This window comes from Micromonospora sp. CNZ286, from assembly GCF_014207755.1.
On the sequence record NZ_JACHIZ010000001.1, the window covers coordinates 3762721 to 3778875 of the forward strand.

The window sequence follows — 16155 nt, forward strand, 5'->3', positions numbered from 1 at the left end:
GTACCCGCATCGAGGAGTCCCCCATGTCCCACCACGTCCCGAACGCGCCGGACCGGCCGACCACGGATCCGGTGTGGACGCCGATCCTGACCGGCCTGCACGCGACCGCGCTGGACTGTCTCCAGACGAGCTTCGCCCTGCTGGCCGACCATGCGAACGGGTCCGGCAGCCACCTCGCCCTCGGCGCCCGGTACGGGTTCCGCACCCGGGACCAGGACGGCCTGGTCACAGTCGAGGCGACCTCGGACGACCGGGCCGCCGAGGCGGTCGACCTCCTGGGCCTGCGGGTCGAGGGCCGGTGGATGCAGCTCGACGGCCCGCAGGTGCGGCGGCTGTGCGCGCCCGGCCAGCCGCTCTACGTCACCGCCGACGCGTACGACCTGCCCTGGTGCCCCTACCACGAACACGAACACATGCGGCACAGCTTCCTCGTCACGGCCGCCGCGCCGGACGAGGTCACAGTGGTCGACGCGTACCACAACGACACCGCCTGGGGCCCCGCGCGTCCCGGCGTGTGGCGGCTGCCCGCCGCCGCGTTCGACACGGCGCTGGCCGGCGGCGCGCACACCCTGGCGGTGACGGCGCACCCGGCCCCGGAGATCGACGTGCCCGCCATGCTCGCCGGCAACGCCGCCCGGGCCGGCCGGGCCCGCCCGGAGATCGACAACTACCTGACCCGCACCGGCGCCGCCCTGGACACCGTGGCCGGGCTGCACCGCTTCGTCCTCGACGTCTGGCTGCTGGCCCGCGCCCGCGACCTGCACGAACGCTGGCTCGCCGCGGTCGCGCCGGAGGCCGTCGCCGCACTGGCCGGGCAGGCCGCGCGCTGGCAGCAACTCGCCACGCGCAGCTACGTGGCGCTGCGGCGGGCCCAGGCGGGCCGGCCGGCCGCGCCGGAACTGGCGGACGCGCTCGGCGAGCTGATCGCCGACCACCTGGCCGCGCTGGAGTCGATCGCCGGGCCGCCCGGCACGACCGGCGACGCCGCCGCGCCGCCCGCGCCGGAGCGGGCCGGTGACGACGGGGTACGCGCGGCGGTGCTCGGCGCGCTCGGCGACACCCTGGACCTGGACGGCTCGGCCCTGCGCACCACCGACGTGCTCCGGGAACTGCCCGGCTTCGACTCGTTCCGGCTGGTCGACGTCATCGACCGGGTCGAACGCCGGCTCGGCGTCGAGGTGCCGGCCACCGCGCTGTCAGCGGCCGACCTGCGCGACGTCGGCTCCCTGTGCGCCATGTTCGGCGCCGCCACCGGAGGTGCCCGATGAGTACCGAACTGCTGCACGACCTGCTGGACCGCACCGCCGGCGCGCGCCCCGACGCGCCCGCCGTCGGGGACGGGACCGTCGAGTTCACGTACCGTCAGGTGCGGGCCGACAGCCTGCGCCTGGCCGGCTGGCTGCGCGGGCAGGGCGTCCGGCGCGGCGACCGGGTGCTGGTGGCGCTGCCCGCCGACGCGGCCCTGCCGGCGCTGCTGTACGCGGTCGCCCGGGCCGGCGCGGTCTTCGTCGTCCTCCGGACGCCGGCCCCCGAGGTCGCCCTCGCCCACGTGCTCGACGACGCCGAGCCGGGCCTGGTCCTCACCGACGACCCGGTCCTGGCCGGCCTGTCCCGCGCCCGCGGCGTCCCGGTGCGCGGCGCGGTCGAGGCGCGCCGCGCCGCGTCCGGCGTGGCCATCGGCGGCGCGCCCGCCGGTCCGGCCCCGCTCGCCGTCGACCCGGTCTGCCTGATCTACACCTCCGGCAGCACCGGCATGCCGAAGGCCGTGGTGTCCACGCACGCCCAGGTCACGTTCGCGGTCCGGGCGATCCAGTCGGAGCTGCGCTACCGGCCCGACGACGTGGTGCACGTCCTGCTGCCGCCGTCGTTCGACTACGGCCTCTACCAGATCTTCCTCAGCACCGTCGCCGGCGCCCGGCTGCGCCTCGGTGATCCCGGGGACACCGGTGGCCGCCTGCTGGCGACCCTCGTCGAGTCCGGCGCCACGGTGCTGCCCTGCGTACCGTCGCTCGCGATCAACCTGCTGCGGCTGCTCGGCCGGGCCGGCGCGCCGCGCCCGCCGCTGCGCCTGCTCACCAACACCGGCGCGGCCATGCCGCCGGAGGTGCTGGCCGGCCTGCGCCGGCTGCTGCCCGGCCTGAGCGTCCAGCTGATGTTCGGCCTCACCGAGTGCAAACGCGCGGCGATCATGCCGCCGGACGCCGACCTGCGCCGGCCCGGCGCCTGCGGGCGGGCGCTACCAGGCACCGAGATCTTCACAGTCGACGCCGAGGGGCGGCGTCAGCCACCGGGCGTCCGCGGCGAGCTGGTGGTACGCGGCCCGCACGTGATGGCCGGTTACTGGCGGCGGCCCGAACTGACAGCGCAGCGCTTCCGCCGCGCCCACGGACTGTTCCCGCAGCTGCACACCGGCGACCACGGTCACGTGGACGCCGACGGGTACGTCCACTTCGCCGGCCGGCGCGACGACGTCTACAAGGAGAAGGGCACCCGGGTCAGCGCCACCGAGGTGGAGGCCGCCGCGTACCGGGTCGACGGCGTGGACGCGGCCGGGGTGCTGCCGCCGGCCGACGGCCGCGACGGCGCGACGCTGTTCGTGGTGGCCGAGCTGACCCCCGCCGACGTGCTGCGCCGGCTGCGGGAACAGCTGGAGGAGATGAAGGTGCCGGCGCGCTGCGTCGTGCTGCCCGACCTGCCGCTGACCGGCAACGGCAAGGTGGACCGGCGGGCGCTGGCCCGGCTGGCGGGTGAGCACCGTGGCTGACCTGCCCTTCGACACCCCCGCGTACCGCTACGACCTGGCCCGGGTACGTGCCAGCCACGCCACCCTGGTCGCCGCGCTGCCCGCGCCCAGCCGGCTGTTCTACTCGCTCAAGGCCAACCCGCACCCGGCGCTGGTCGCGGCGCTGCACACCGCCGGCTGCGACGCCGAGATCTGCTCGCCGGGCGAACTGGCAGCGGCGCTGCGGGCCGGCGTTCCGGGCGACCGGATGCTCTACACCGGACCCGGCAAGCGCGACGCCGAGGTGACCGAGGCGGTACGCGGCGGGGTCCGCTGGTTCTCCGTCGACTCGCCGGCCGGCCTCGACCAGGCCGACCGGATCGCCGCCGCGCACGGCGTCGAACTGCACTGCCTGCTGCGCGTGAACGACCGGGTGCCCAACCCGGGCCAGGGGCTGACCATGACCGGCGTCGCGTCGCAGTTCGGCGCCGACGTCGACTGGATCGAACAGGAACCGCAGCGGTTCCGCTCCCGCCCGTCGGCCCCGGTACGCGGATTCCACCTCTACACCGGCAGCAACGTCGACTCGGTGGACGCGCTGGTGGCCCAGTTCACCGCGGCGGCGCGTACCGCCCGGCGGCTGCGGGACCTGCTCGGCATCGACCTCACCCTGCTCGACCTCGGCGGCGGCTTCGGCGCGCCGTTCGCCCGGCCCGGCCAGAACGCGGACCTGACCGGCCTCGCCGACCGGGTCGCCACGGCGCTGGACGACCTCTTCCCCGCCTGGCGCGACGGCACCCCCGAGGTGGCCTTCGAGTCGGGGCGGTTCCTCACCGCCACCGCCGGCACGCTGCTGACCCGCGTGCTGGACGTCAAGCGGTCGCAGGGCACGCCGGTGGTGGTGCTGGAGTCAGGCATCAACCACCTCGGCGGGATGTCCGGCCTGCGCCGGCTGCCGCCGCTCGTACCCGCCCTGCACGCCGCCGACGGCCGCGACGGCGCGCCGCTGGAGGCCGCGATCGTCGCCGGGCCGCTGTGCACGCCGCTGGACACCTGGGCCCGCGCCGCGAACCTGCCCGACGTACGGCCGGGCGACGTGCTCGCCGTGCCGAACGTCGGGGCGTACGGGCTCTCGGCGAGCCTGCTGGCCTTCCTCGGCCACCCCGCGCCGGTCGAGGTCGTCTGCGACGGCGACCGCGTCGTCGAGACGTCCCGGCTGACCCTGACGCGGCACCCGGTCGACACGCCGGGCGCCACTGCCGAACCCCGAGAAGAAAGGTGACGTCATGAACGCCGAATTCACCGAACTGCTCCGCCCGTTCCTCAAGTTCGCCGGGCCGGACGAGATCACCGAGGACGCCCGCCTGCGCGACCTCGGCCTGGACTCCATGCGCGAGATCGAGCTGCTGTTCGCCATCGAGGACACGTTCGGGGTCGCCGTGCCCGACGACAAGCTGGTCGACTCCACCTTCGCCACCGCCGGTGGACTGTGGAGCGTGGTCGAGGAGCTGCGCGCCCCGGTCGGCGGTGGTTCCCGATGACCGCGACCGCCGGGTACGCCCCGGCCGTCGAGACCGTGGCCGACGTGGCGGCGGAGCACGCCCGCCAGTCCGACGAGGACGCCGCCTTCCCCACCGAGGCCCTGGCCGCCATGCGCCGTACCGGGCTGCTGGGGCTGCTGGTCCCGGCCGCCGAGGGCGGCGCCGGCGGGACACTGCCGGACCTGGTCGACGTCACACTGGCGCTGGGCCGGGTGGACATGTCGGTGGCGATGGTCTTCGCCATGCACTGCCAGCAGGTCGCGGCGATCACCGCGTACGGCGGGGAGAAGCTGCGTGCCGAGGTGCTGCCGGCGGTGGCCCGGGGCGAGCGGTATCTCGGCTCAGTCACCACCGAGGCCGGCAAGGGCGGCCACCTGCTGACCTCCGAGTCGGCGCTGGAGCACGACGGCGAGATGCTGCGGATCGACCGTCAGGCCCCGATCGTGACAGGCGGCCCGTACGCGGACGCCTTCCTCATCACCACCCGCGCGCCGGGCGCCGGCTCCGCCGCCCAGGTGGACCTGGTCTACGCCGACCGGGACCAGGTGGAGATCGAGGTGACCGGCGGGTGGCGCCCGCTGGGCATGCGGGCCACGCACAGCGTCCCGATGCGGCTGCGCGGCGCGGTGCCGCAGTGGCAGGTCATCGGCGAGCACGGCGGGTTCCGGGAGATCGCCACCCGGGTCTTCGCGCCGCTGGCGCACGTGGGCTGGTCGGCGGCCTGGATCGGGGCGGCGGCCGGGGCGTACGGCCGGGTGCTGCGGCACGCCCGCAGCGAGGCGGGACGGCGGCAGTTCGCCCCCTCCTCCGAGCTGGTGCTGCTCCGGCTGGCCGGCATCCGCGCCCGGCTGGACGCGGCGCACGCGCTGCTGCGGCACACCGTCTCGGTGGTCACCGACGCGCCGGACATGTCGGCGGCGCCGGTGCAACTGCTGCTCAACACGTTGAAGATCCGGGCGGCCGAGGAGTCCTTCGCCGCCGCCGACGAGCTGGTCGAGCTGACCGGCCTGCGCCACGGCTACCTGACCGACTCGCCGCTGACGCTGGAGCGCACCTTCCGGGATCTGCGCTCGGCCTCGCTGAACTACGCCAACGACCGGCTGCGCCTGGCCAACGGGGCGCTGTCGCTGCGCGACCCGGGGGTGCGTCTTGCCTGAGCCGACGCCCGCCGGGGACGACGCCGCCGCGGTGCGGGCGGCCCTGTCCGGGGTGGACCCCACCGATTCCGGCGCCGTGTGGCGCGCGCTGGGCGTCGCCGGGATCATCGAGGCGCTCTACCCGGACGGCGTCCAGCCGGACCCCCGGCGGCTGTCGGCGTTGCTCACCGAGCTGGACGCCCGGTGCCCGCTCGGCGTGACGCTGTCGGTCTGCGTCCAGGTCGCCACAGTGCTGCCGCTGCTGGCCGGCGCGACCGGCCCGGCGGACGCCGCGCGACGCGGGATGCTGCGCGGCGAGACGGTGGTGGCGCTGGCCGTCACCGACGCCGCCGGGTCGGGCTCGGACCTGCTCGACGCCACGACCGGGGTGAAGCCCGGCGACGACGGCGCCGTCCTGGACGGCGGCAAGGACTGGATCACCAACGCGACGAGCTGCGATGCGGCGCTGGTGCTGGCCCGGCACCGCGAGGCGCGGCACTTCACCAGCTTCTGCTGGGTGCTGGTGCCCGCCGCCGCGCCCGGCGTGACTGCCGAGTCCGCCGGCCGGGCGTTCGCCGGATCCGGCGTGGGCCACCTGCGCTTCGCCGGCGTCGCGCTCGACCCGGACGCCGTGCTGGGCCGCCCCGGCCGGGCGCTGGCCGGGTTCGCCCGGCAGGTCGGCGTCGAACGGGTCGCCGGAGCGCTGTGGGCCCGGGCGATGTGCCACCGGATGCTTGCCGGCCTGCACGACTGGCTGCGGCGGCGGCCGGCCGGGACGGGCACGCTGTGGGACCGCCCGGCGGTCCGCGAGCGGTACGCCCGGTGCCTGGTCGCCACGCACCAGCTCGACGCGCTGTGCGCGCCGCTGCTGGACGCGCCGGCGGCCGTCCCGTCCGCGGTCACCGGGATGCTGCTCAAGGTCAGCGCCGCCGAGACCGTGGACCGGGTCGCCGCCGAGGCGGTGCGCCTGCGCGGCGCGGACGCGTTCCGCGACGGCGGGGAGGCGCAGCTGCGCACCGAGGCGGCCATGTTCGGCATCGCCGGTGGCGCCACCGGCGCGATGCTCGCCGGCATCGCCGACCACGCCGACGAACTGGCGGGCGCGGTGACCTGAGCGCGGCGTCCCGCGTGCGGCGGCGCCGGAAGACCGATCGACGACAGCACAGTGAAGGGAGCAACGCCGTGAGTCTCTACTCCTGGTTCGAGCGGACCGTGGCACGCGTGCCCGAAGCGGTCGCGCTGGAGGTCGGCGGGGAGCCGGTGACCTACCGCCGGCTGCGCGACCTCGCCGACGGCCTCGCCGGGCGGATCCACGCCGAGGTGGGCCACCGTCCGCGTGCGGTCGGCCTGCTGGCCGCCCGCAGCCTGCCCGCGTACGCCGGTTATCTGGCCGCGCTGCGCGCCGGAGCGGTGGTGGTGCCGCTCAACCCGGCCTTCCCACCGGCCCGCACCGCCCGGCAGTGCCGGGACGCGGGCGTGGACGCGCTCGTGGTCGACGACGCGGGCGCGGCGACCGCGGCCCAGGTCGCGGGCGACGCGGTGACGGTACGCCTCGACGGCGCGCCCGCCGCCCCGCCGCCGGCCGCGCCGGTGGCACCGGACGACGTGGCGTACCTGCTGTTCACGTCCGGCTCGACCGGGCGGCCCAAGGGCGTGCCGGTCCGGCACCGCAACGTGGACGCGTTCCTCGCGTACTGCCGGGACCGCTACCCGGCCGACCCGGGTGACCGGCTGTCTCAGACCTTCGACCTGACCTTCGACCCGTCCGTGTTCGACATGTTCGTCGCCTGGGGCGGCGGCGCCACGCTCGTGGTGCCGCAGCCGGACGAGGTACTGACGCCGGTGCGGTTCGTCAACGAACGACGGATCACGCACTGGTTCTCGGTGCCCTCGGTGGTCTCGCTGGCCCGCCGGATGCGGATGCTCTCCCCCGGCGCCATGCCCGGCCTGCGGCACAGCCTCTTCGCCGGCGAGCCGCTGACGCTGGAGCAGGCGCGGGCGTGGGCCGACGCGGCGCCGGGCAGCGTGGTGGAGAACCTCTACGGTCCCACCGAGCTGACCGTGACGTGCACCGGTCACCGGCTGCCGGCGGATCCGGCGGCCTGGCCGGCGACCTCCAACGGCACCGTCCCGATCGGCGACGCGCACCCCGGGCTGGACGCGATCCTGCGCGCCGAGGACGGCACCGTCGGCGTGGACGACGGTGAGCTGTGCGTGCACGGGCCGCAGCGGTTCGACGGCTACCTCGACCCGGCCGACGACGAGTTCCGGTTCGTCACGTACGCGGACCGCCGGTACTACCGCACCGGTGACCGGGTCCGCCGCGAGCACGGCACGTTCGTGCACCACGGGCGCCTGGACGACCAGGTGAAGCTGCGCGGCTACCGGATCGAGCTGGGCGAGATCGAGATGGTCCTGCGCGGCCACCCGGGGGTGCAGGACGCGGTGGTGCTGGCGTTCGGCACGGGCGACGACGTCTCCCTGCGCGCGGTCTACACCGGCGCCGCCGGGATCACCGACGAGCTGACCCGCAGGTGCGCCGAGCGCCTGCCCGCCTACATGGTGCCGGCGCGGATCCACCACGTGGCCGCGCTGCCCACGAACGCCAACGGCAAGACCGACCGGCGGCGGGCCGCCGACCTGGTCGGCAGCGCGACGAGAGGAGCACGGTGATGACCGGCACAGGGAACGGACAGGACCAGGAGCGGGCGTTCCGGTCGGTGGCCGGGCGCTTCGCCACCGGGGTGGCGGTGGCGACCGCCGTCGGGCCCGACGGCCCGGTGGGGATGACCGTCAACTCGTTCACCACCGTGTCGCTGTCGCCCCGGATGCTGCTGGTCTGCCTGCGGCGGGACTGCCGGCTGCTCGGCGCGGTGCGTCGTACCGGCCGGTTCGCGGTGACTGTGCTCGGCGACGACCAGCGCGAGGAGGCGGCCTGGTTCGCCAGCCGGGGCCGCCCGGCGGGCGCCGACGGCTTCGCGGGTGTGGCCTACGACGACGAGCGGGCGACCGGCTGCCCGCGGCTGACCGACGGGGTGGCGTACTTCGGCTGCGAGGCGGTCTCCGCCGACCCGGCCGGGGACCACGCGGTACTGATGGGCGCGGTCCGCTCGGCGGGCCTGCTCCGGCCGACCCCGCCACTGCTGTTCGTGGACGGCGACTACGCAAAGGTCGCCGCGCCGCGGGAAGCGCAGGTGGCGCGATGAGCATCGGCGCCGCTCCCGGCGACCTGCGCCACCTGAGCCTGCGCGCGGCGCGGGCCGGGGCGGACGCGATCCGCGAGGCGCGGGGCCGGGGCTTCCGGACCGAACACAAGGGCGGCGCGGCCCAGGACCCGGTGACCACCGCCGACCACGCCAGCGAGCGGGCCATCCTCGGCCTGCTCGCCCGGGACCGGCCGCAGGACGCCGTCCTGGCCGAGGAGTCCGGTGCCAGCGCCGGCTGCTCCGGGCTGCGCTGGATCGTCGACCCGCTCGACGGCACGCTGAACTTCAGCCACGGTGCGAGCCGGTACGCGGTGAGCATCGCGGTGGCGACCGGCTGCGACGTGGGCGACGGCCAGGTGGTCGCGGCCACCGTCCTGCAACCGGCCACCGGCGCCTGCCTGGTGCTCGACGACGGCGGCGCGCTCGACGGCGACGCCCCGGTCGCGGTCAACCGGGAGGCCCGGCCGGGGCACGCCCTGGTGGCGTTCGCGGTGCCGAACGCGCCCGGGCCGCGACGGCGGGCGTACCAGGCGCTCGTCGGCGTCGCGCCCCGGGTCGCCGACCTGCGCAACACCGGCTCCACCGTCTGCGACCTGGCGGCCGTGGCCCGCGGCGAGCTGGACGCGTTCGTCAGCTTCGACCCCGCGCCGTGGGACATCGCGGCCGGCGCGGCGCTGGTCGAGGCCGCCGGCGGGGTGAGCCGGCGGTGGCGCCACGACGGGTTCGAGGTCTTCGGCACCGGAGCGCCGGCTGTGGTGGCCGCGTTGGCCGGCTGGCTGGGCGACGACGGTACGGACGGCCGCGACACCATCGACGGCCGCGACGGCACCGATGACACCGACACCGACGAGGAGAGGGGAACCGACGATGACGGGCAGCGATGAGTTCCGGCTGGCGCTGGTGGGGGCGGGCCGGATGGGCCACCACCACCTGCGCGCCCTGGCCGACCACCGGAGCGTCCGGATCCGGTACGTGGTCGATCCGGTTCCGGCGGCACGGGAGGCGGTCACCGCGGCCGGGCTGCCCGCGTACCCGAGCGTGGAGGACCTGCTCGCGGACGCCGCGCCGGACGGTCTCCTGGTGACCGCGCCCACCGGGCGGCACGGCGCGCTGGTCGCGGCCGCCGCCAAGGCCGGGCTGCCGGTGCTGTGCGAGAAGCCGGCCGGGCTCGACCCGGCCGGGGCGGCCGAGGCGGGGCGGGTCGCCGCCGCCGCCGGGATCCCGTTCCAGGTCGCCTACTGGCGCCGGTTCGTCCCGCAGCTGTGCCGGCTGCGGGAGCGGATCGCCGGCGGCGAACTCGGCGAGGTGCTGTTCGTGGCCGCGGCGCAGTGGGACGGCGAGCCGCCCGCGGCGGCGTTCCGCACCGGCAGCGGCGGGATCTTCGTGGACATGGGCGTGCACGAGTTCGACCAGATCCGGTGGCTGACCGGGCAGGAGATCGACCGGGTCGCGGTGCAGCCGGCCGGTCCGGTAACCGACCCGGCGGTACGCGGCCGGGACGTGGACAGCGCGCAGGCGTTGCTCGGCCTGTCCGGCGGCGGCACCGCGCTGGTCTCGCTCGGCCGGCACCACCGCGGCGGCGACATGGCGACGGTGGAGGTCTTCGGCACCCGCGACCACGAGCGGCTGGCCTTCCTCGACCCGGCCGACGGGGACGCCACCATGTACGCGGCCCTGGCCCGCCAGGCGGAGGACTTCGCCGTGCTGGTCCGGGAGGGCCGGTCGGCGGGCGCCGGGGTGACGGACGCGGTGGCGGTGCTCGACGCGGCGCGGCGGGCGACGGCGCAACTGACTCCGGGTCACGAAGTACACACCGATCAGTGATTACTTGCACCATCTGGGAGCGATGCATTCCCCGGCCGAAGGTGGGAAACCCAGCCTTACACACCACACTGTGGACGGTGCGCCAGAGCGGGGGACGACATCCATGCGGTTCAGTGTTCTCGGTCCGTTGAGCCTGTACGCGGGCGACCGCCCCGTCATGCTGACCGGCACCAAGCCCCGCCTCCTGCTCGCCGTGCTGCTGCTGAGTCCGGGGCGCACGGTCGCCACCTCCCGGCTGGTCGACGGCCTCTGGCCGGAGTCGCCGCCCGCGTCGGCGGTACGCAACCTGCGCACGTACGTGCACCGGTTGCGGCAGACGCTGGACCGCGGCGGTGACTCGGCCGGCCGGCTGGTCCACGACGGCACCGGCTACCACCTGCGGGTCGACGAGGACGAGCTGGACCTGCTGCGGTTCCGTCGGCTCGCCGACGAGGCCCGCCGGGCCGCCCGGAGCGACCGGCCGCAGGCCGCCGCCGACCTGTTCGACCGGGCGGTCGACCTGTGGGGCGGGCACCCGCTGGAGGACCTGACGGATCTGGGCACCGACCTGGGCGCGACCGTCACGGCACTACGGGAGCAGCACCGGGAGATGACGACGGAGCTGATCGACCTGCGCCTGCGGCTGGGGCAGCCGGCGCGGGTCATCCCGTCGCTGCGCCGGATGGTGGCCGAGGAGCCGCTCGACGAACGACGGCAGGCGCAGCTGGTGACCGCGCTGACGCGGGAGGGGCGCGTGGCCGAGGCGCTGGCCGCGTACCAGCAGGCCCGGCGCGGCATCATCGACGAGCTGGGCGTCGACCCCGGCCCCACGCTCCAGGGCGCCCTCCAGACCGCGCTGGACGCGGACTCCGCCGAGGTCCGCCCACCGTCCGGCCGGACCACGGCCCTCGGCGCCGGGCCCGTGTCGCCGCCCGGCCCGCCGACCAGCCCGCAGGCCCTGCCGATGAAGCCGCCGTCCCTGGTCGGCCGGGACACCACTGCGGGCCAGCTGCGCGCCATCGCCGAGGGGATCGCCGACCCGGCCGGCGCCGACGAGCACGCCGGTGTCGTGCTCGTCTCCGGCGCGCCGGGCGTCGGCAAGTCGTCGTTCTCGGTGAGCAGCGGGTACGACCTGGCCGACCTCTTTCCCGACGGTCAGCTCTTCGTCAGCTTCGACAGCGGCGACGAGCCGCCGCGCGGCAGCGGGGAGCTGATCCGGGAGCTGCTGGTCGAGCTGGGCGTACCGCTGACCGACGTGTCCGAGGACATCCGGGAGCGCTCCGCCGTGCTGCGGTGCGCGCTCGCCGGCCGGCGGCTGCTGCTCATCATCGACGACGTCGACTGCGCGCAGCAGGTGCGCCCGCTGTTGCCCGGGGCGGGCCGCAGCCTGGTCCTGATCAACAGCCGGCAGCGCCTGCTGGACCTGGACGTGGGCTGGCGGTTGACGCTCGGCGCGCTCGACCGGGCCGACGCGGTGGAGCTGCTGGCCACGATCGCGGGCGAGCGCCGGGTACGTGAGCAGCCGGAGGTGTTCGGCCGGATCGCCGCGGCCTGCGACCGGTTGCCACTGGCGCTGCGGATCGTCGGCAGCCGGCTCGTCACCCAGCCCGACGTGGCCCTGCCCGGCTTCGCCGCGCACCTGGAGGACGAGGAGAACCGGCTGTCGGAGCTGGCGGTCGGGGACATCTCGGTGCGCGGCAGCCTGTCGGTCAGCTACCAGGCGCTGGACGTCGACGCCCGCTTGGCGCTGCACGCGCTGGCCCGCGCCGACTCGTTCATCACCCCGGCCAGCGCGGTGGAGATCCTGCGCCTGCCCCGGCAGCAGGCCAACCGGATGGTGGAGCACCTCATCCAGCACAACCTGCTGGTGCCGGTCGACTCCTGCGCCCCGGCCGAGCGCTTCCATCTGCCGGAGTTGCTGCGGCTCTTCGCCCGCGAGTGCGTGGAGACGCACGGCCGGCCGCTTCCGGCCTGAACACCGATCGCGGTGTGCGGGTCGGTGAGACCCGCACACCGCGATCCGGGTGTCGTTACTTGAGGAAGCGGTCCAGCGCGGCCTCGATGGTGCCGCTGTCCGGCGACGCGTACGACTTCATCGTCACCTTGTTGTAGGAGATGAAGCTCGGGCACCGGGCGGCGGGCGCGGTCACCGTGCCGCCGTCGCCGACCTTCTCGCCGGTCTTGGCGGCGTGGAAGGTCAGGGTGTACCGCGAGGAGATGTAGTCGACGGTGACGACCTTGTCCTCGCTGTTCTTGTACTGGCACTTCTTCGGCGTGCCCTCGCTGCCCTCGACCATCTTGAGGCAGCCGATGACCGACACCGTGGCGAAGTCGGCCGACTTCGCGTAGTACGGCTTGGCCGAGCTGACCGTCTTCTGCGACCAGAACGACGGCCGGTCCGGGGAGTTGGAGAAGACGTACGCCTTCGAGCCCGCCGGCGCGGTGTACGGGGCGGCGTTGAGGATCGCTCCCCCGTCGCAGACCGCCGACATCTCGCTGGCGTACCGCGCGGTGATCGAGTTGTTGTTGGAGGGCCCGTCCGGCCCGGTCGACTCCGGGCCGTCCGCGCTGGGGGTCGCGGACGGGCTGGTGTCCGGCCCGGGGGTGGCGCTGCCCGACGCCACCGGCTTCGGGTCCTCCTCGTCGCCGTTGAAGGCGACGTAGGCGAGCCCGCCGCCGCAGCACAGCAGCGTCAGCGTGACCGCGCCCGCGGCGAGGCCGACGATGAGCCCCTTGCTCTTGCCTCCGCTCGGGGGCGGCGGGGTGGGCGCGTACGGCGCCGGCCCGGGGTAGCCCGGCTGCCCGGGGAACGGCGCCGCGGGCTGCGCGCCGTACGGCGCACCCGACCCGGGCTGGGTACCGTACGGCGCACCCGACGCGGGCTGGGCGCCGTATGGGGCGCCCGACGCCGGCTGCGAACCGTAGGGCGCACCCGACGCCGGCTGCGAACCGTAGGGCGCACCGGAGGCCGGCTGCGCGCCGTACGGGGCGTTCGGGTCGGGCTGGTTGCCCCACGCTCCGGCGTTCGGGTCCGGATAGCCTCCGTAGGGAGGGTGATTGTCACTCATCTGAGGTTCTTCCACCTGTCGTCCGTGGTTCCGGCGATCAACCACCCCGCAGCGTAATGACGCCTGCAAATTCACGATCGCCGACATTCGATACGTTCTTCACCAGCCGTGCCGGGGTCACTCCGGTGCGTACGTGCCCGGATCCGGCATCCGGCCGCCCATCAGGCGTGACGGGCCGGGGACCGTTGGGACGCAACGGATCGACCGATCGGCGACCGACCCGTACCCGACATCGGCGACGCCGAAAAGTGTGATGTACGCGACACCTCCGGCCGCTCGGCCGGACGGCGGCGGACCACATCCTGGACCGTCATTTAATGAGGTTCATCGATATTGACGCACGTCACAGGCGCGGACAGAATCCCAGCACCACCACCAGGACCCCTCCGGGAGGGCCCCATGAACCGTCCCCGCCTGCCGCTCCTGCGGACCGCCGGCCGGATGACCGCGCTCGTCGCGGCCGCCGCCGGCATGCTGCTCACCGCCGCCGCACCCGCCGTCGCCGCCGCGCCCGCCGGTCGCTACGTCGCGCTCGGCGACTCCTACACCTCCGCACCGCTCGTGCCCACCCAGGTCGACCTGAACTGCCTGCGCTCCAACCGCAACTACCCGTCCCTGGTGGCGGCGTCCGCCGGCTCCTCGTCGTTCGCCGACGTGAGCTGCTCCGGAGCCACCACCGAGGACATCCTGTACGGCGGCGACGGGGCGCTGGGCATCGCGCTGCCGCCGCAGGTCAACGCCGTCACGCCGGCCACCGCGCTGGTGACCGTCCAGATCGGCGGCAACGACATCGGCTTCTCCGGCATCATCAGCGACTGCGCCGAGGCGAGCGTGAGCAGCCCGCTCGGCTCGCCCTGCAAGAACCGGTTCACCGCGGGCGGCACCGACCAGTTGCGGGCCCGGATCGCCGCGACCGCGCCGAAGGTGACGGCGGTGCTGCGGGCGGTCCGCCAGGCCGCCCCGAACGCGCGCGTGGTGGTGCTCGGGTACCCGGCGATCCTGCCCGACAGCGGATACGGCTGCTGGCCGGTGGTGCCGATCGCCTACCAGGACGTGCCGTACCTGCGCGGCGTCCAGAAGGCGCTCAACACGATGCTGGCCGACACGGCGGCGGCAGGCGGCGCGAACTACGCCGACGTCTACACCCCGTCGATCGGCCGGGACTCGTGCAAGAGCAGCGGCACCCGCTGGGTGGAGGGGCTGGTGCCGCAGAACGCCGCCGCGCCGTTCCACCCCAACGCCCGGGGAGAGCAGGGCATGGCCACCGCCCTGCTGGCGCACCTGAGCTGACCCGGCCCGGGTGAGCCGGTCCCGCTCGGGCGGGACCGGCTCACCGGCGTGCGGCCTCACGCCCGGGTGATGCGGACCGCGTCGGCGACCACGTACCCGGTGCCGGCGCTCCAGCGGCTCACCCCGACCTTGTCGCCGGTCCCGGCGGGGAGCGTGAACACGCCGAGCGAGACCCAGCGCCCGCCGCCGGTGCGCTGGTCGACCGCCACCGACCGGTTGCCGGTCGTGGTGGCCACCAGGTACGGGGTGCGGTCGTTGTAGCCGGGGTCGGCCGGGTACCACACCGACACCTCGTAGGAGCCGGTCGCGGGCAGGCTCGCCCGGAACCAGGCCACGTCGCTGGACGCCACCGGCGCGGCGAAGCGGTAGTCGGCGCCGTAGCGCTGCCCGGAGTACGCGGAGGTGCCCCAGGCGGCGCCCGCGCTGAACCCGCCCGACGTGGCGTTGTCGACTGTGACGCTCCACGTCGCGGGCGGGGTGCCGGCCCGTACGTCCAGGTAGTTGCGGTCGATCTTCATGGTCACGCCGCCCCACGTCTCGGTGACGTCCCCGGCGTACTGGTGCAGGCGCTGCTGGTCGGCGTAGCGGTCGTCGGCGCAGTACGTGCCCCCGTCGGTGTCCGCGACGCCGTTCCACCAGGCGATCCAGATCTGGTCCAGGCGCAGGTACCGGGTGTCGTGGTAGGCGGCGCAGACGTCGGTGATGCCGGACGAGCCGCTGGAGTACATGCCGGCGAGGTAGCCGCGCGTGTGCAGGCGCTCGACCCAGCCGGAGAGGAAGGAGAGCACCGCGGCCCGGCAGCTCGCGTTCGACGGGTACTGCTCGATGTCGTTGTAGAGCGTGCTGCCCGTGCCGATGCCGAGCGCCACCGCCGCGGCGACCGCGCTGTCCGCCGCGGTCCTCCCCTGCCCGCGGGCGGTGGCCGGGTCGGCGGACATCTTCGGCATACGGGTGCCGCACGGCGCCTGGTAGCCCAGCTCGATGGGGATCAGCCGCCAGCCCTTGCGGGTCTGGTCGGCGACCCAGGTCGCGGTCAGGTTGGGTTGGGCGCACGTCCGGCTGCCGCCGCTGATGTAGACGCCGACCGCGCGGTACGGCGACGCGGTCAGCCAGGCGTCCATCGCGGCCTGCGACGGCGCGGTGCAGGTGTCGAAGCCCTTGCCGGTGAAGGTGCCGGGCTGCGGGCCGACCGCGGCGACGGTGGCCGCTGTCCCGGCGGCGGGCTGCGGCTCGGCGACAGCCGGTGTCCCGGCGCGGGCCGGGACGGCCGAAGCCTGCGCCGGTACGGCCGCGGCCGCGAGCACGGCGAGAAGTGTCAGGGCCGTGGCGATCGCTCTCATCGGCGCCCCTCCTGTGAAGGATTCCTCGCTCGACGGCGAGACTTGGGCA

General features: G+C 75.2%; 14 protein-coding genes. 12 read left to right on the plus strand and 2 right to left on the minus strand.

The features are described from left to right. The first annotated feature begins 23 nt into the window (after positions 1–23). From FHX31_RS17100 to FHX31_RS17150, 11 genes are all read left to right on the plus strand, one after another. Entirely contained in the window at positions 24–1268 is a 1245-nt protein-coding gene (locus FHX31_RS17100) for an acyl carrier protein (protein WP_013477186.1), read from the plus strand. After that, complete coding sequence (locus FHX31_RS17105; protein WP_091328673.1) at positions 1265–2764, plus strand: class I adenylate-forming enzyme family protein; 1500 nt, start codon at positions 1265–1267, stop codon at positions 2762–2764. Before FHX31_RS17100 ends, FHX31_RS17105 begins: the two co-directional genes overlap by 4 nt. Next, positions 2757–4004, plus strand: coding sequence for a type III PLP-dependent enzyme (locus FHX31_RS17110; RefSeq protein WP_184976757.1), 1248 nt, complete (start codon positions 2757–2759; stop codon positions 4002–4004). Before FHX31_RS17105 ends, FHX31_RS17110 begins: the two co-directional genes overlap by 8 nt. 4 nt (positions 4005–4008) lie before the next feature. After that, complete coding sequence (locus FHX31_RS17115; RefSeq protein WP_013477189.1) at positions 4009–4263, plus strand: phosphopantetheine-binding protein; 255 nt, start codon at positions 4009–4011, stop codon at positions 4261–4263. Continuing rightward, positions 4260–5420: an acyl-CoA dehydrogenase family protein gene (locus tag FHX31_RS17120; protein ID WP_013477190.1), complete on the plus strand. Its 1161-nt coding sequence runs from the start codon at positions 4260–4262 to the stop codon at positions 5418–5420. Before FHX31_RS17115 ends, FHX31_RS17120 begins: the two co-directional genes overlap by 4 nt. Beyond that, positions 5413–6513 (plus strand): acyl-CoA dehydrogenase family protein, encoded by a 1101-nt coding sequence (locus FHX31_RS17125; RefSeq protein ID WP_013477191.1) that lies wholly within the window; start codon positions 5413–5415, stop codon positions 6511–6513. The genes FHX31_RS17120 and FHX31_RS17125 overlap by 8 nt, the downstream gene beginning before the upstream one ends. Before the next feature lie 68 nt (positions 6514–6581). Further along, positions 6582–8072 carry an amino acid adenylation domain-containing protein gene (locus FHX31_RS17130; RefSeq protein WP_184976758.1) on the plus strand — a complete coding sequence of 497 codons (1491 nt, stop codon included), beginning with the start codon at positions 6582–6584 and terminating at the stop codon, positions 8070–8072. After that, a complete protein-coding gene (locus FHX31_RS17135) occupies positions 8072–8605 on the plus strand; it encodes a flavin reductase family protein (RefSeq protein WP_013477193.1) in 534 nt (177 codons plus the stop codon). The genes FHX31_RS17130 and FHX31_RS17135 overlap by 1 nt, the downstream gene beginning before the upstream one ends. Then, positions 8602–9489 carry an inositol monophosphatase family protein gene (locus tag FHX31_RS17140; protein ID WP_184976759.1) on the plus strand — a complete coding sequence of 296 codons (888 nt, stop codon included), beginning with the start codon at positions 8602–8604 and terminating at the stop codon, positions 9487–9489. The genes FHX31_RS17135 and FHX31_RS17140 overlap by 4 nt, the downstream gene beginning before the upstream one ends. Next, positions 9473–10429: a Gfo/Idh/MocA family oxidoreductase gene (locus FHX31_RS17145; RefSeq protein ID WP_030268846.1), complete on the plus strand. Its 957-nt coding sequence runs from the start codon at positions 9473–9475 to the stop codon at positions 10427–10429. The genes FHX31_RS17140 and FHX31_RS17145 overlap by 17 nt, the downstream gene beginning before the upstream one ends. Before the next feature lie 103 nt (positions 10430–10532). After that, on the plus strand, positions 10533–12383 hold the full coding sequence (locus FHX31_RS17150; RefSeq protein WP_114920135.1) for an AfsR/SARP family transcriptional regulator: 1851 nt from the start codon (positions 10533–10535) through the stop codon (positions 12381–12383). A 55-nt stretch (positions 12384–12438) separates the two neighbouring features. Here the strand turns inward: FHX31_RS17150 and FHX31_RS17155 are convergent, their stop codons facing one another. Further along, a complete protein-coding gene (locus tag FHX31_RS17155) occupies positions 12439–13476 on the minus strand; it encodes a hypothetical protein (protein WP_184976760.1) in 1038 nt (345 codons plus the stop codon). Positions 13477–13875: 399 nt separating this feature from the next. Between FHX31_RS17155 and FHX31_RS17160 the strand changes: the two genes are divergently transcribed. Beyond that, positions 13876–14766: an SGNH/GDSL hydrolase family protein gene (locus tag FHX31_RS17160; RefSeq protein WP_184976761.1), complete on the plus strand. Its 891-nt coding sequence runs from the start codon at positions 13876–13878 to the stop codon at positions 14764–14766. Between the two features lie 56 nt (positions 14767–14822). Here FHX31_RS17160 and FHX31_RS17165 read toward each other — a convergent pair whose 3' ends face one another. Next, complete coding sequence (locus tag FHX31_RS17165) at positions 14823–16106, minus strand: glycoside hydrolase domain-containing protein (protein ID WP_184976762.1); 1284 nt, start codon at positions 16104–16106, stop codon at positions 14823–14825. Positions 16107–16155 lie beyond the last annotated feature (49 nt).

Excerpts from the sequence above, each read along its gene's own strand:
- FHX31_RS17100 (WP_013477186.1), top strand. The coding sequence starts at position 24 with ATGTCCCACCACGTCCCGAACGCGCCGGACCGGCCGACCACGGATCCG.
- FHX31_RS17105 (WP_091328673.1), top strand. The coding sequence starts at position 1,265 with ATGAGTACCGAACTGCTGCACGACCTGCTGGACCGCACCGCCGGCGCG.
- FHX31_RS17115 (WP_013477189.1), top strand. The coding sequence starts at position 4,009 with ATGAACGCCGAATTCACCGAACTGCTCCGCCCGTTCCTCAAGTTCGCC.
- FHX31_RS17120 (WP_013477190.1), top strand. The coding sequence starts at position 4,260 with ATGACCGCGACCGCCGGGTACGCCCCGGCCGTCGAGACCGTGGCCGAC.
- FHX31_RS17135 (WP_013477193.1), top strand. The coding sequence starts at position 8,072 with ATGACCGGCACAGGGAACGGACAGGACCAGGAGCGGGCGTTCCGGTCG.
- FHX31_RS17140 (WP_184976759.1), top strand. The coding sequence starts at position 8,602 with ATGAGCATCGGCGCCGCTCCCGGCGACCTGCGCCACCTGAGCCTGCGC.
- FHX31_RS17145 (WP_030268846.1), top strand. The coding sequence starts at position 9,473 with ATGACGGGCAGCGATGAGTTCCGGCTGGCGCTGGTGGGGGCGGGCCGG.
- FHX31_RS17150 (WP_114920135.1), top strand. The coding sequence starts at position 10,533 with ATGCGGTTCAGTGTTCTCGGTCCGTTGAGCCTGTACGCGGGCGACCGC.
- FHX31_RS17155 (WP_184976760.1), bottom strand. The coding sequence starts at position 13,476 with ATGAGTGACAATCACCCTCCCTACGGAGGCTATCCGGACCCGAACGCC.
- FHX31_RS17160 (WP_184976761.1), top strand. The coding sequence starts at position 13,876 with ATGAACCGTCCCCGCCTGCCGCTCCTGCGGACCGCCGGCCGGATGACC.
- FHX31_RS17165 (WP_184976762.1), bottom strand. The coding sequence starts at position 16,106 with ATGAGAGCGATCGCCACGGCCCTGACACTTCTCGCCGTGCTCGCGGCC.